Annotated in this window: 13 protein-coding genes; 11 read left to right on the top strand and 2 right to left on the bottom strand. The window is 63.2% G+C overall.

All coding sequences use genetic code 11. The annotated features are described in order from the left end of the window. Positions 1-56: 56 nt before the first annotated feature. The 5 genes from HP499_RS12550 (at position 57) to HP499_RS12530 (ending at position 3,831) form a co-directional block, all read left to right on the top strand. Positions 57-458, top strand: coding sequence for a GntR family transcriptional regulator (locus tag HP499_RS12550; RefSeq protein WP_172324386.1), 402 nt, complete (start codon positions 57-59; stop codon positions 456-458). Then, positions 455-1,393, top strand: a complete 939-nt coding sequence (locus HP499_RS12545) for an ABC transporter ATP-binding protein (protein WP_172324385.1) — start codon at positions 455-457, stop codon at positions 1,391-1,393. Before HP499_RS12550 ends, HP499_RS12545 begins: the two co-directional genes overlap by 4 nt. Next, a complete protein-coding gene (locus HP499_RS12540) occupies positions 1,390-2,076 on the top strand; it encodes a hypothetical protein (protein WP_172324384.1) in 687 nt (228 codons plus the stop codon). Before HP499_RS12545 ends, HP499_RS12540 begins: the two co-directional genes overlap by 4 nt. Positions 2,077-2,171: 95 nt before the next feature. Beyond that, positions 2,172-3,182: an exonuclease domain-containing protein gene (locus HP499_RS12535; RefSeq protein WP_172324383.1), complete on the top strand. Its 1,011-nt coding sequence runs from the start codon at positions 2,172-2,174 to the stop codon at positions 3,180-3,182. Positions 3,183-3,261: 79 nt separating this feature from the next. After that, positions 3,262-3,831 (top strand): DUF4395 domain-containing protein, encoded by a 570-nt coding sequence (locus HP499_RS12530; RefSeq protein WP_172324382.1) that lies wholly within the window; start codon positions 3,262-3,264, stop codon positions 3,829-3,831. A 51-nt stretch (positions 3,832-3,882) separates the two neighbouring features. Here HP499_RS12530 and HP499_RS12525 read toward each other — a convergent pair whose 3' ends face one another. Continuing rightward, positions 3,883-4,953, bottom strand: a complete 1,071-nt coding sequence (locus tag HP499_RS12525) for an ADP-ribosylglycohydrolase family protein (RefSeq protein WP_172324381.1) — start codon at positions 4,951-4,953, stop codon at positions 3,883-3,885. An 80-nt stretch (positions 4,954-5,033) separates the two neighbouring features. On the opposite strand from HP499_RS12525, the gene HP499_RS12520 reads away from it, so the two are divergent. The 6 genes from HP499_RS12520 to HP499_RS12495 all read left to right on the top strand — a co-directional run bounded on the left by HP499_RS12520 (position 5,034) and on the right by HP499_RS12495 (position 12,642). Continuing rightward, positions 5,034-5,390 (top strand): DUF202 domain-containing protein, encoded by a 357-nt coding sequence (locus HP499_RS12520; protein WP_172324380.1) that lies wholly within the window; start codon positions 5,034-5,036, stop codon positions 5,388-5,390. 13 nt (positions 5,391-5,403) lie between these two features. Next, positions 5,404-5,754, top strand: a complete 351-nt coding sequence (locus HP499_RS12515; RefSeq protein WP_172324379.1) for a DUF202 domain-containing protein — start codon at positions 5,404-5,406, stop codon at positions 5,752-5,754. A gap of 223 nt (positions 5,755-5,977) precedes the next feature. Beyond that, complete coding sequence (locus tag HP499_RS12510; RefSeq protein ID WP_172324387.1) at positions 5,978-6,925, top strand: aquaporin; 948 nt, start codon at positions 5,978-5,980, stop codon at positions 6,923-6,925. A gap of 73 nt (positions 6,926-6,998) precedes the next feature. Next, positions 6,999-8,171, top strand: a complete 1,173-nt coding sequence (locus HP499_RS12505; protein ID WP_172324378.1) for an exonuclease SbcCD subunit D — start codon at positions 6,999-7,001, stop codon at positions 8,169-8,171. After that, positions 8,168-11,197 (top strand): AAA family ATPase, encoded by a 3,030-nt coding sequence (locus HP499_RS12500; protein WP_172324377.1) that lies wholly within the window; start codon positions 8,168-8,170, stop codon positions 11,195-11,197. Before HP499_RS12505 ends, HP499_RS12500 begins: the two co-directional genes overlap by 4 nt. Positions 11,198-11,283: 86 nt before the next feature. Continuing rightward, positions 11,284-12,642 carry an MFS transporter gene (locus HP499_RS12495; protein ID WP_172324376.1) on the top strand — a complete coding sequence of 453 codons (1,359 nt, stop codon included), beginning with the start codon at positions 11,284-11,286 and terminating at the stop codon, positions 12,640-12,642. 9 nt (positions 12,643-12,651) lie between these two features. Here the strand turns inward: HP499_RS12495 and HP499_RS12490 are convergent, their stop codons facing one another. Beyond that, on the bottom strand, positions 12,652-13,614 hold the full coding sequence (locus HP499_RS12490; protein ID WP_172324375.1) for a helix-turn-helix domain-containing protein: 963 nt from the start codon (positions 13,612-13,614) through the stop codon (positions 12,652-12,654). Positions 13,615-13,711 lie beyond the last annotated feature (97 nt).

The following is a 13,711-nucleotide window of genomic DNA, read 5'->3' as shown; positions in this document are numbered from 1 at the left end:
TTCACCGCTTGTATGGTTAGTTACATGAGTAATGAACCAGTGAGGCGGTGGCGCTGATGATCGATGACAGCAAACCGATTTTCCTCCAGATCGCCGAACTCATTGAGAACGGGATCGTTGACGGCACCATGGCTGAAGAATCCCAGGTGCCCTCCACCAATGAGTTTGCTGCCTTCCATCGGATCAACCCGGCAACCGCAGCCAAGGGCGTCAACCTGTTGGTGGATTCCGGAATTCTTTACAAACGCAGGGGGATAGGGATGTTCGTAGCAACAGGAGCCCGCGCCCAGCTGATAGCGCGCCGCACTGAAGAGTTTGTGGAGCAGTACGTCAAGCCGCTGGCGCTGGAGGCCCGGAAACTGGGCATTTCGGCGGAGCAGCTGAACATCATGATCGAACGCACCTCCGGGCTTGCGCCGGAAACCGGGACAGACAAGGAAAGGAGCGCGGCCCTGTGAACGAGACCATCGTCGAGGCCCGTAACCTGATCAAGCACTACAAAGACCTCAACGCACTGGACAACGTCAACCTGACTCTCTCGGCGAACCGTATCTACGGCCTGCTGGGTCGAAACGGCGCAGGCAAGACCACGCTGATGTCCATCCTCACCGCGCAGGCGTTCGCCACCTCCGGCGAAGCACTCGTCTTTGGCGCGAGCGCCTACGAGAACGACGCCGTACTGTCGCGGATCTGCTTTATCCGTGAATCGCAGAAATACCCGGACGACTTCCAACCGCAGCATGCCTTCCGCAGCGCTGCGCTCTTTTACAAGAACTGGGACCAGGACTTCGCAGACCGGTTGGCCGAAGACTTCCAACTTCCCGTCAAGCGCCGGATCAAGAAGCTCTCCCGGGGCCAGTTGTCCGCCGTCGGAGTGATCATTGGCCTGGCCTCGCGTGCCGAGCTGACGTTTTTCGATGAGCCGTATTTGGGTCTCGACGCCGTTGCCCGGCAATTGTTTTACGACCGCCTGGTGGAGGACTACGCAGAGCACCCACGCACCATCATCCTTTCCTCCCACCTGATCGACGAGGTCGCAAACCTTTTGGAACACGTGGTGGTGATCGACCGGGGCCGGATCATCATGGATGCCGATGCCGAGGAAATCAGGGGTTCGGCCGTCACTGTTTCCGGTTCCGCCGAAAAAGTGGACGGCTTCCTGGCCGGCCGCAGGATCCTGCACCGGGAAACGCTGGGGTCCTTGGCCTCGGTGACCGTAGACGAGGCACTCGGAAGCCGGGAACGCGCCGAAGCAGCGGAACTGGGCCTGGAGTTGGCTCCCGTTTCGCTGCAGCAATTGGTGGTCCGTAAAACGATGGTCAGGCCGGATGGCGCCGGAAGTGGATCCATCGCCGGAGAATTCGCTGATGACACGTTGGAGGCAAGGCGATGAGCAGGACAATGGCAGTTGCCCGGATGCAACTGATCAACAAGTGGACGTACATCGGATGGCCGCTGACCATTCTGGCCGCTTCCTTCCTGATGTCGCTGGCCATCTTCGCCTTAATTCCGGTGCAGGAAGGTAAGTACGGAGGGGGCAGCCAGGCTCCCATGTGGTACTTCCTGGTTCTGGGGATACAAAGCATGACGCTGGTATTTCCCTTCTCCCAAGGGCTGAGCATCAGTCGCAAGGCGTTCTACCTGGGGACGCTGGGACTCTTCTCCCTCATTGCCCTGGGGATGACAGGGCTCTACCTGCTGGGCGGTGTCATCGAAGGGGCCACCAACGGGTGGGGGGTCTACGGTTACTTCTTCAAGATCCCGTGGGTGACAGATGGGCCCTGGTACTCCACCGCGGCGTTCTTCTTCATGGTGATGATGTTCATGTTCATCATTGGATTCTGGTTCGCCACCATCTTCAAGCGTTGGGGAACCACCGGAACCTTGATCTCAACCCTCGGGACCGGACTGGTCCTGATCGGGTTGGCCGCGCTGTCCACATTGTTCCAATGGTGGGGAGTGGTCGGAACCTGGTTTGCCCAGCAAACCCCCTTGAGCATCAGTGGTTGGGCAGCCCTGCTGTGCGTTGTCCTGGCAGCCGGCTCCTACGCCACCCTGCGCAAAGCCACCCCCTAGGGGAGGCATGTATCGTTCGCCACAATAACGGCCGGAAGGGCCGCCCCGCCGCGGAAATCGGCGGAGGCGGCCTTTTCCGGCTGTAATCTTGACCAGTGGCATTGGACTTTACGGCGATCGACTTTGAAACAGCCAACGGATTCCGGGGGTCGCCGTGTTCGGTAGGCCTTAGCAAGGTCCGCGGTGGAGTTGTGGTGGAAGAAGCCTCCTGGCTGATGCGCCCGCCGGCCAATCATGATCAGTTCGAGTTCCACAACACCCGCATCCACGGCATCCGCGCTGACGATGTCGCCGGACTCCCGCGGTTCGGTGAACTCTTTCCGGAAATCGGGGCGTTTATCGGTGGTGACATCCTCGCGGCGCACAATGCAGCCTTCGACCTCGGCGTCATCCGTTCCGGTCTTGAAGTATCAGGCCTTGCCGGACCGGCCTATGACTACGTCTGCACGGTCATGCTGTCCCGTCGCTGCTACTCGTTGGTCTCCAACTCCTTGCCGTATGCCGCAGAAGAGGCAGGGGTACCTTTGGTCAACCACCACGACGCCGCCGAGGACGCGCGGGCCTGCGCCGGAATCCTGGTGGACATCGCCCGGCGGAACAATGCGAACAGCATCGCCGAACTCTATCTTTCCCTGGGCCTTGACCTGCCCCGCCAGCAGGCCTTCGATCCCACCCAAGGTCTTTCCAAAGCCACGCTGTCCGCGCTCGCTGCCAGGACGGAAAGTGCCGCTGTTGGTGCGTCGGACCGCGCCGCTGGAGGTCCCTCCGGATGGTCAGCCTGGCCCGAGGAAGGGCCCAATCCCTTGCCGAATCCCGGCGCGGAGCCCGGGCACCCCTTGTTCGGACAGACAGTGGTTTTCACGGGGGATCTGGCGATCACCCGGCCCGAAGCCAAATCGAGGGCCGCGGACATGGGCGCCCGGCCGGAAAGCAGGGTGACGGCAAGGACCACAGTGCTCATTGTTGGCGATGGCTTCGTTGCCGGGGACCTGCGCGCCGGACGACTCACGGGGAAGGCCAAACGGGTTCTGGAATTGCACGCCAAAGGCCAGCAAATCGAAGTTGTCTCCGAGGGCGAATTCCTGCAAATGGTAGGCGGGGCCTGACCCCTGACAGGGGGGCCGGAACGGTCACACTGCGCAACAATGCTTCCCGCCGGTTGAGCTGCGCTCCTAGCCTTGGGGAATGACCAAGCCTTCCCTTCGCCCGGCACCGCTTCGCCGGCAGTCGGACGCCCCTGAGCCGGCAGATCCATCCGTGCGCGGTGGGCTGGATTGGCGCGCCGTTTTCGCGTTCCCCAACCCCGTGAACGAATATGCGGCCCGCATCACCGCCGGGCTCGTGGTGGTTCTGGCTGTCGCAACGCTGCTGACCGGCTGGGGTTGGGGCTTGGCGGCACTTGCTGCCGGTTTCTGGCTCCGCCTGCTGTTCGGCCCCCGGATCTCCCCGCTCGCACTGATCTCCGTCAAGGTTCTGGCGCCGCGGATCGGACACGTGAAGCTGGTTGCCGGTCCTCCCAAACGCTTCGCCCAAGGCCTGGGGGCCGCCATGACCAGTGCCGCCGTCGTGCTGTTCCTGATCGGCTACCAGCCGGCTGCCTGGGTCTTGCTGGCGGTCTTGATCGTTGCAGCCTCACTGGAGGCTTTCGTTGGCTTCTGCCTCGGTTGCGTCATCTTCGGTTTCCTGCAACGCCGTGGCCTGATTCCGGCCGATGTTTGCGAGGCCTGCAACAACATCGCACTTCGCCGGGCGTGACGAATGACCAACTGATCCGCCAAGAGTGACGGATCAGCCAGCGGTCACGGATCAGCCAGTGGTGACGGCGAGAAGCCTGTCTGCCATGCCATGGATGACCTCGGGCGCTTCCAAGGCTTCCAGCCACTGGGCCGGGAGGCATTGATCACCGTAGAAGGCCCCGAGGATATTTCCCGCGATGGATCCGGTGGAATCGCTGTCACCGCTGTGGTTGATGGCCACCGAAACCGCGTTGCGGAAATGGTCCGCGGGTGAGCCTCCGCTCGTGGCCAGCACGGCGTAAAGTCCGACGGCGAGTGCCTCCTCTGCGACCCAGCCCTCGCCGAGCGCTGCGGTGACCTCTTCAGGGTTCAGTGCCGTCGCCTGCTGCGACAGGGCCAGGGCGGCTTCCAGCCGCTCGCCAAGCTCGGGAGCCTTGGTAGGCACGCCGTTGACGTAGCCAAGCGCATCGGTTGCCGCTGTCCGCACATCGCTTCCGGCCACGATGTTGTGAATGAGCAAGCTAAAGGCTGCTGCGCTGAGCCGGGCTGAAGGGTGTCCATGCGTCAAGGAGGCAGCGTCCGAGCTCAGCTTGTAGACAGCCTCCCGGGAGATATGGGGGATCAGGCCGAAAGGGGCCGAGCGCATCACTGTGCCGCATCCCTTGGAATCAGGATTGACCGGGCGGGCCACCGTTCCCATCTCGCCCGTAGCCAGGCCGCTCAGGCAGGCATTGCCCGGTGCCCTGCGGTGCCGGAGGACTTCCTGGGTGTCGATCCAGCGGGGTTGCGGCACTGGTGCGGACGAGCCAACTGCGACGTCCTGGGTGTTGAGCCACCGCAGATAGGCCAGCCACAGGCAGGCAATTTCATCTGCCGCCACCCCGTCGTTAGCCCACTCGAGGGCTTCCACCAGGCCGTCAACGGTGTACAGCGTCATCTGGGTATCGTCCGAAAAGTGGCTGCCGCCGTCGAGTTGGCCAAAATCGGTCAAGCCGGCAGGGCCGAAGGTCGCGCGGATTGCTGCGATGGAATCGAACTCCACGGCGTAACCAAGGGAATCGCCCAATGCGCCACCCAAAAGTGAGCCGCGGACACGGGATTCGAAAGATGGCGCTACGGGGGAGGAAGGTTCAACACTCATGCCAGTAACTTACCGTGCCGTGAACACCCGCTGGTAAGGTGGGGAAGCTGCCCGGCACCGATGAACACTGGAGAGACTGCGTGCGTGAACCTGCTTGGCGACGGACCGGCAAGACACCTGATTACAGGTTCTCGCTTGCCAATGAACGAACCTTCCTCGCGTGGATCCGTACCTCCCTGGCCCTCCTCGCCGGTGCGGTGGCCGTTGACCAATTGGCTCCCAACATCGCGCCGACTCCCGTCCGACTGGTCCTCTGCGTCTTGCTGGCACTGGTCGGAGCGGGACTGGCCGCGTTGTCTTACCGCAGGTGGGGACAGATGGAAGCGGCAATGCGCAACGACCAAGCACTTCCGTTCTCCCGCGTCATGTTGTTCATGACCATCGTGGTGGCCCTGGCAGCCTTCGCCTTCGCGGCGCTGATCCTGCTGGCCCGGTGATGGAGGGCATCCATTGAGTGCGGACGTCCGCGATCCCGGCCTCCAACCGGAACGCACAACCTTGGCCTGGCGCCGGACCCTGATCTCCTTAGTGGTTGTGGACCTCTTCATCTGGCGGAGCTGGCTGACGTCCGAGCCCTCTTCCGGCCCCGTTGGCGCAGGCCTCCCGGGGCTGGACTTCCAGGGCATTTGTGCGCTGATGGCAGCGGCCGCCACCATCGTCCTGGCCTCCGTGGTGTGGATTAGGTCACGCCAACTCCAGGCCGGAAACACTGCTGCTTCGGCCCGGTTGGTGCTGATCAGCACCGTGGCCGTCATCTGCCTGGGGGGAACGGCGATCGCGGCCATAGCTTTGGGCGGCTAAGCTCGGAGGCAGGATTCAGAACTCGGAGGCAGGATTCAGCACCGGGTCGCAGGATTCAGCAACCGCCCAGACTCGGCTGGCACAATGCTCAGGGGCTTTCGACCTCCGGTCCGGCGTCACCAGGTTATTGCCCGCCGGCGGCAGAGAGCAGTAAGACAAGTGCGTGCAGAGCGCGCTGCGCGGCAAGGCCGCCTTCCAGACCAACCGTAAGGACACCTTCGACATGACCACTCCTGTACAGGCCGTTTCTGAACCTCAACCGGGGCTTCTTGCCCGGTTGTCGGCTGAAGCATTGGGATCGATGTTCATTGTGGTCGTAGCGGTGGGAGTCGGGATTTTCTCCAACCCCGGGGGTGCGCCTGTTCCGGTGGCTCTGGCCGCCGGGCTCACCGTGACAGTGGCCATGCTGGCCTTCGGCCATGTTTCCGGTGGTCACTTCAATCCGGCCATTACGCTGGGTAACCTGATTGCCGGCCGGATCAAGGCGGTCGCCGCCGTCGCATATTTGGCGGCGCAGCTCATTGGCAGCGTAATTGGTGCTGCGCTGGTCTACTTCGTGGTGACCACCGTCCCCGTCCTGACGAACGCGAGGGCTGCTTTCGACGTGGTGGCGCCTGGCTTCGGGGAGCATGCTGCGGCCCAAACGCAGATGGCAGGGGTCTTGATGGTTGAAATCCTTGGTTCTGCCTTGCTTGTTGCGGTTTTCCTGGGGGCGACGGCTGGTCGCCGGGCTGTTCCCGCCGTGGCACCCTTCGCTGTGGGCCTTGCCATGGTGGTGCTGCTCCAGCTTGGCCAGGTCCTGGGCAACCTTCCGTTCAACCCCGCACGGGCAACGGCCCAGGCTTTCTTCAGTTCGACATGGGCCATTGAGGGCCTGTGGCTCTTCTGGGTGGCCCCATTGATGGGTGCGGCGCTTGCCGGGCTGGTCTTCCGTGGTTTCCAAGGCTTTACAGCTGCCAATGATGCCGACATCACGGATGTGCGGACGGGCACCCATGACGGCGTCCACGATGACTTCGATACTGACCATGATCTTGCGGTGGACGCCCCCGACACTGCTGATGCCAAGGCCCAGGAGTCTTCTTCCGGGAAGAACACCGTCAGCCCCGCACCCTCCCCTGCTGCGGCAACGGATGATGCCCGTGATTTCTTCGACGGCAAAAAGGGCTGACTGAGCAGAGAGGATCGACGGCGGACGGCTTGCCTGCGCTTTATTGTCGGTGGCTGGCGGTTAACTTGAGAATATGCGGTTACTTCACACTTCGGATTGGCACCTCGGCCGGTCATTTCACGGCGTTGGCATGCTTGAAGCCCAGCGCGATTTCGTGGACCAATTGGTGTCGGTTGTTCAGGCCAGGTCCGTTGACGTTGTCCTGATAGCAGGTGATGTCTATGACCGCGCGTTGCCGGGCCTGGACGTGGTGAAACTCCTCGACGATGCCCTGGTTCGTATCACCCAGGCAGGTGCCGCCGTGGTCTTGACCAGCGGCAACCACGACTCCGCCATCAGGTTGGGCTTCGCCTCCCGGCTGTTGGAACGAGGGGGAGTGCACCTCCGGACGCGGGTTGAGGACTTGGATGTACCGGTGGTCCTACCCCTGGGATCGGATGGCCGCAGCGGGGACGTGGCCATTTACGGCATCCCCTACTTGGAGCCCCGGTTGGTGGCTGAGCGGATGGGCGTCGATAACGCCAACCACTTTGATGTCACCTTGGCGGCTGTTGAACGGATCCGCCATGATGTGGAGCGGCGTCGGGAAACCGGACCGGTGCACCCTGTAGTCCTGGCCCACACATTCGCCAGCGGAGGCATTACCTCTGACAGCGAAAGGGACCTCAGTATCGGAGGACTGGGCGCCGTCCCGCTGGATCTCTTTGAGGACTTCGCCTACACCGCATTGGGTCACCTTCACGGGCGGCAGGAACTGGCCCCGAACGTTCGCTACTCGGGTTCACCCCTGGCCTATTCCTTCTCCGAAGCCAAACACCGCAAGGGTGCTTGGCTGGTTGACGTCGGCGCGGAGGGTGAAATCGGGGTTGAAGAGGTCTTGTGGGTGCCGCCCAGGGCATTGGCCATCCTGCGCGGCCCGCTGGATGACCTGCTGGGATCCGAAGAGCATGCGTGGGCAGAAAATGCCTATTGCCAGATTACTTTGACCGATGCTCAACGCCCTGCCCAGGCGATGGAGAGGGTGCGCACCCGTTTCCCCGACACCCTGGTTCTCGCCTTCGATCCCGAAGGGGCGGGATCCCAGCTGAAAACCAGCTACAGCACCCGGCTCGCCGAAGCGGAAGACGACCTCGGAGTGTGCTGCGGCTTTTTGGAACATGTCCGTGGCCGTGGTTCAGGAGATGCCGAGGAAGCGGCGTTGAAGGAAGCACTGGAAGCTGTCAGGTTGGAGGAAGCAGAGCTGTGAGAATCCACCGTTTGGACATCGAAGCATTCGGTCCATTTGCCACGCCCCAGCACATCGACTTCGACCACCTGAGCGCACAAGGCCTCTTCCTCCTCAATGGCGCCACCGGTGCCGGGAAGACCAGCATCCTGGATGCCATTTGTTTCGCCCTCTACGGGTCTGTCCCCGGCGCCCGCCAGGAAGGCAAACGGCTCCGCAGTGATCACGCCGCTCCTGGCGCGGAACCCCGGGTGGTGTGCGAGTTCTCGGCGCGCGGACGTCGTTTTGAAGTGACCCGCTCACCTGCATGGGAGCGGCCCAGCAGCCGTGGCCGCAATGGTTTCACCACCCAGCAGGCCAAGACCCTGCTCCGCGAGCGGGTGAATGGAACCTGGGAAGAGAAGTCATCCCGAAATGACGAGGTAGGAGCTGAACTTTCCGACGTCCTGGGAATGGACCGGGAGCAATTCACCCGGGTTGTCATGCTGCCCCAGGGTGATTTTGCCGCCTTCCTCCGGTCCAAGGCAGGGGACCGCTTGGAACTCCTCCAGAAACTGTTCGGCACCCAACGCTTCGAAGCCGTTGAACGACACCTGGCACAGCAGGCCGCTGCAGCCGCCGGTGCCGTGCAGGAGAATACGGCGGAGCTGACCATGCTGCTGGACAGGGTTGCCGCAGAACGGCTGCAGCTGGGGGCGCATGGGGGAGGGCTCGCAGACTCAGAAGGTACCTCTGCCACAGTAACCGCTGGGCAAGAGCCCGAGGAATGGCTTGCCGAGGTCGAAGCCGAGATAACAGCCGAGTGGCGGCGACGTCAGGACCAGGCCACGGAAGCGGAATCCTTGACCTCCCGTCTCGCAGGGGACTTCCAGGCAGCCCAGGACAAAGCGGCGCGCCACTTGCGTCTCGGCGCCGCCATGCAGCGTCGGATCTTGTTGGAGTTGGCAGCCCCCCGTGCAGATGAGAACAGGGAAAAGCTTGGCCGGCATCGGCGTGCTGCTGTTCTCAGTGGCCAGTTGGAAGCCGTGGATTCGGCAGCACGCAAGGTCCAGGCTGCCGCTGAGCTCGCCGCCGGTATTCGCACCCAGCTGGACTCGGCGGGTATAAACCCCGAGAACCCCGCCACATCCCTGGAGAGTACCAAGGCAAGCTGCGCTGTGCTCGAGGCACGTCTTGCCGATGAGCAGCGCTTGGAAGGCATCGGAGCACGCCTGTCCGCCAAACGCGCCGAGTCGGCTGAACATGCCGCTGCCGCGGAAGCGGCACGCTCCGGTCTGGACCAGCTTCGCGGTGACGCGGCTGAGGTGGCCTCGCAAATTACCCTCCTCGAACCGGTTGTTGAGAAGCTGGCCGAGCTGGAAAGGGAAGCAGCAGCGGCCACCGAACTGGTGGAGATCGTGGCCCGCCATGCTGCTGCCTCCGATGACTTGGAGGAAATCAGCGCGAAGCATCTCCGGGCCCGGTCCGCGTCCCAGGATGCCCGCCAGAAGTGGCTCGATATCAGGGAGATGCGCCTGGCCAATGCAGCGGGCGAGTTGGCAGCAGCCCTGGAAGAGGGCTCGCCGTGCGCCGTATGTGGCAGCAAGGAGCATCCGAATCCGGCTGCGGCAGTACGGTCCGCCCTCTCCCTGGCCCAGGAAGAGGAAGAGCTGAAGGACATTTTTGACGCCAGCGAGAAGGCCGTGGACAAGTTCGCCGAGCAAGTCTCCGCGGCAGCCCAGGTCCTCGCCGGGCTGGAAGCACAAGGGGGTGCAACAGACTCGGCCGACGCTCAGTCAAGGCGTAAGGAAGCCCGTCAGGCTCTCACCGAGGCCCGCGCAACCGCAGCGTCCCTGGAGACATTGCGCAGCCGGTACCAGTCCCTTAACCAGCGCATCGTCCTGGCCGAGGAAGAACTTTCCGGGTCGATGGCCGCCGCGGCCCAGGCGGCTTCCGAGGCGGTGCTGCTCGAGGAACAGCGCACTGAGCTGGAGACTGACTTGGCTGGATTAAGGGCTGGATTCCCGAGCCTGCGCGAAAGGTTGGAGGCCCTGTCCGCTGACCGCGCGCTGCTGCAGGCGGCAGCGGACGCTGACCGGGAGGTCGAAAATGCCGGACAATCGCAGGAGGAGGCCATCGCCTCCCTGGGCAGGGCCTTGCCGGGATCCGGGTTCGGATCTGCCGCGGAAGCGCGGCGCGAACTCCTGCCGCCAGCCGATGTTGTGGGGCTCGAGAAAGACCTCGCCGATTTCGACGCTGAATCATCCCGTCTCGACGAACTGTTTGCCGGTGAGGATCTGGTCCTGGCTGCGAAGGAATCCAGCCTTGGCGAGCTGCCGTTGCCGGAGACCGAACTCGCGGCGTCTCAGCAGTTGGCTGCCGAGGCTGCGGACACATCACGGGCCGCCGCACTGGCCGCAGGCCTGGCCGAAAAGTCGGCTGAAGCAGTAGCGCGGTTCCGGAAGGAATACCTGGCACTCGCCCAGGCCGGCAAGGAGCCTCGGAACAAGGCCCGGATGCTGGCAGAGTTGGCGGACACCGTGAGGGGATCCGGTGATAACAGTTACCGGATGAGCCTGAATACGTACGTCCTGGCTGCCCGCCTGGAACAGGTGGCCATGGCCGCCTCTGAACGACTCGTTGCCATGAGCGACGGCCGTTACACCCTGCAGCACACTGATGCAAAGGCCGCACGGGGTGCAAAGTCAGGACTGGGGCTCGAAGTCGTGGATGAATGGACCGGCCAGCGCCGCGACACCTCCACACTGTCCGGCGGGGAATCCTTCATGGCCTCCTTGTCCCTTGCCCTCGGCTTGGCCGACGTTGTCCAGCAAGAGGCCGGCGGCGTGGACATTGAGACGCTGTTCGTCGATGAAGGCTTCGGTGGCCTCGACGAGCAAGCCCTGGAGCAAGTGATGGATGCTTTGGAGGGACTACGGAACGGCGGCAGGGTAGTTGGCTTGGTCAGCCATGTTGCGGAAATGAAACAACGCATCACCAGCCAGGTGCAGGTGGTAAAGGGCCGGCACGGGTCCACCGTCCGAATTGCCGAAGCGGTTCCTGTCTAGGACATATCCGATAGACTTAACCCGTTACACCGGGTCGCGCGCATCGGGAGGAGGGACGATGCGCATCCTTTAGCGAACCCGGATTAATGGAAAAATCTTCTGTAGTTTCACAGCAACTGTCTTCTCCGCCCTCACGCCCCTCGCGACTGCCCGGCCGTTTTGCGCGGCTTCCGGAATTGGCAGGACCCGGTTTCCTGCCTTTGGGCCTGTTTGCCCGGCTTCCACTGGCCATGCTTACTGTGGGGACTTTGACGCTGGTCACGGCCGTTAGCCAGTCCTACGCGATCGGTGGCATGGCTGCCGGAGCTGTTGGTATCGGTTCGGCCCTCGGCGCCCCCGTACTTGGCTCCTTGGCTGACCGTGCGGGGCAACGGATCGTGCTCCTCGTCGCCGCTGTTATCAACGCCCTGGCTGTCGTTGGACTTCTCGCAGCGGCTTACCTTGCCCCTGGCTATGGTTCGGCCGGGGATGCCGCCGGGGTCCTGATTGCTGCTTTCCTCGCAGGTGCCAGTTGTCCGCAGGTCGGTCCCATGGCAAGGGTCCGCTGGATGGCTTTGACTACCCGCAACCTATCTCCCACGGTGGCCAACGGCGGCAGGAGCGTGGCATCAAACCGTGCAGACCTGGACACCGCGCTTTCCTACGAGGGCACCGCGGACGAGGTCACGTTCGTCCTTGGCCCGGCGTTGGTAGGTGTCCTGGCCAGCATGGTGGCTCCGTGGTTGCCTCTCGCACTGGCCGCGGTCATGACCATCACACTGGTACCGGCTTTCGCCGTCCATCCCAGCCAGCATGCCGTGGTTCCGGCACCCCGCAAGCCGGCTGCCGGCGTCGTGCCTTCAGATGGACACGCGCGTCAGGGCGGTACTCGTCCTCATCGGTGGGCCGGAGCAGTGGTGGCCGTTCCCGTGGTGGCCATGGTCTGCATGGGTACCTTCTTCGGGGCGACGCAAAATGCGTTGAGCGCTTTCTCGGCCCAGTATGCCACTGCCGAGATCGCGGGGCTCCTTTACGCGGTGATGGGCTTGAGCTCTGCCGTGGCTGCTTTGTCGGTCGCGTTCTGGCCGCAGCGGTTCAGCCTGGCCTCCCGTTGGGTTGCGGCCGCCTTGTTGATGTCAGCATTGTCACTCTTGCTGCTTTTGCCCGGCGGTATTTGGCCCATGGTGTTTGTCCTGCTGATTCTGGGTATTCCCGTGGGGCCTGTGATGGTGACCGTGTTCAGCATTGGCGGCGTCGTGGCACCGGCGGGCCGTATGGCCACGGTCATGACGGCCCTCGCCAGCGGAATCGTGGCAGGTACTGCCTTGGGTGCCTACTTGGCCGGGCAGTTGGCTGAGACGCAGGGGCCTGGTGCAGCATTTGTGGTTTCCATGGTGGCCGCTGGAGGCCTGTTGCTGCTCGGTGTTGTGACATCGCTGGTGATGAAGGGCCGGCCCGGGTCCTAGCAGTTGTTGCTATAGGCCTTCGCTGCGGTACCCGGTGGGGGAGTTCCCGAAAGCGGCCCGGAAGATCCTGCTGAAGTGTGCGGCGTCTGTGAACCCCCATCGTGCTGCAATGGCCGTGACAGGACGGTCAGCCAGGACCGGATCCCTGAGGTCGCGGCGGCACCGTTCGAGTCGCCGCTGCCGGATCGAGGAAGCCACGGTGGTGCCGATTTCCTGGAAAAGATCGTGCAGGTGCCGCGTGGAGATGTAGTGCGCTGTGGCGATGCTTCCCGGCGAGAGCTCAGGGTCGCCAAGGTTGGCCTCGATGTAGTCGTGGATCCGGCCCAACAACAGCAGATGCGGGTCCCGGCCGGCCTCAATCAGATGGTCCAGTTCCCCGTTGAAGAGCGTGGTCACCAGATCCAGGGCATTGTGGACCAGGCGGAGGCCGTTGGTGCCTGAGAGCGCTTCAAGGTTGTCGGCCAGCTTCACCAGGAAGGGACTGATGAGCTCGCCGAGGCCCTCGTCACCTGGAATGCGCAAGGCGGTGACATGGCCCATGGCCTCGGCCGGAAGGTCCAGCAAGACATGCGGGAACATCAGCACCAGGGTGCGGAAGTCGTCGTCGAAGGTCAGTTGGTAGGGGCGGGACGTGTCGTAAATGGAGAGGTCACCCGGACGCAGCACTGCCTCGCGTTCATCCTGAACCAGGCGACCGGACCCAGCGAGCTGGATGCTCAGTTTGAAGAAGCGCCCGGTGGACTTGGCAATGAGCTCCGGGGTCCGCAGGACCGTATGGGGTCCGGCGGTCACCTCCACCACGGAAATCTGCCCCAGGACGCGGGCTCGCATGGTTCCGTGGAACGTCGCGTTCCTGGGCCCTGTTGCCACAAGGGGAACGAAGGAAGAGGAGATGGCCCGGCTCCACTCCTGGAAGGACCCGGCCACGATGGTTTGCACGGTGGTGGGACCCGTATCAGCCGCGACGGTCATCGAACTCCCTTTCAACGGCCCATGGCGCCACAGAACTTCTGATTGGTTCCCGACCAGGAAACCGTTGGGACAGACGTGAGCTTGCCCACGATTCTAC

It is taken from the genome of Paenarthrobacter sp. CM16, from assembly GCF_013179505.1.
Classification (GTDB): domain Bacteria; phylum Actinomycetota; class Actinomycetes; order Actinomycetales; family Micrococcaceae; genus Arthrobacter.
This window is presented reverse-complemented; position numbering and strand designations above follow the sequence as displayed.

Coding starts and splice junctions, on each gene's coding strand:
- HP499_RS12505 (WP_172324378.1), top strand. CDS start 6,999: ATGCGGTTACTTCACACTTCGGATTGGCACCTCGGCCGGTCATTTCAC.
- HP499_RS12525 (WP_172324381.1), bottom strand. CDS start 4,953: ATGAGTGTTGAACCTTCCTCCCCCGTAGCGCCATCTTTCGAATCCCGT.
- HP499_RS12530 (WP_172324382.1), top strand. CDS start 3,262: ATGACCAAGCCTTCCCTTCGCCCGGCACCGCTTCGCCGGCAGTCGGAC.
- HP499_RS12540 (WP_172324384.1), top strand. CDS start 1,390: ATGAGCAGGACAATGGCAGTTGCCCGGATGCAACTGATCAACAAGTGG.
- HP499_RS12550 (WP_172324386.1), top strand. CDS start 57: ATGATCGATGACAGCAAACCGATTTTCCTCCAGATCGCCGAACTCATT.
- HP499_RS12510 (WP_172324387.1), top strand. CDS start 5,978: ATGACCACTCCTGTACAGGCCGTTTCTGAACCTCAACCGGGGCTTCTT.
- HP499_RS12495 (WP_172324376.1), top strand. CDS start 11,284: ATGGAAAAATCTTCTGTAGTTTCACAGCAACTGTCTTCTCCGCCCTCA.
- HP499_RS12490 (WP_172324375.1), bottom strand. CDS start 13,614: ATGACCGTCGCGGCTGATACGGGTCCCACCACCGTGCAAACCATCGTG.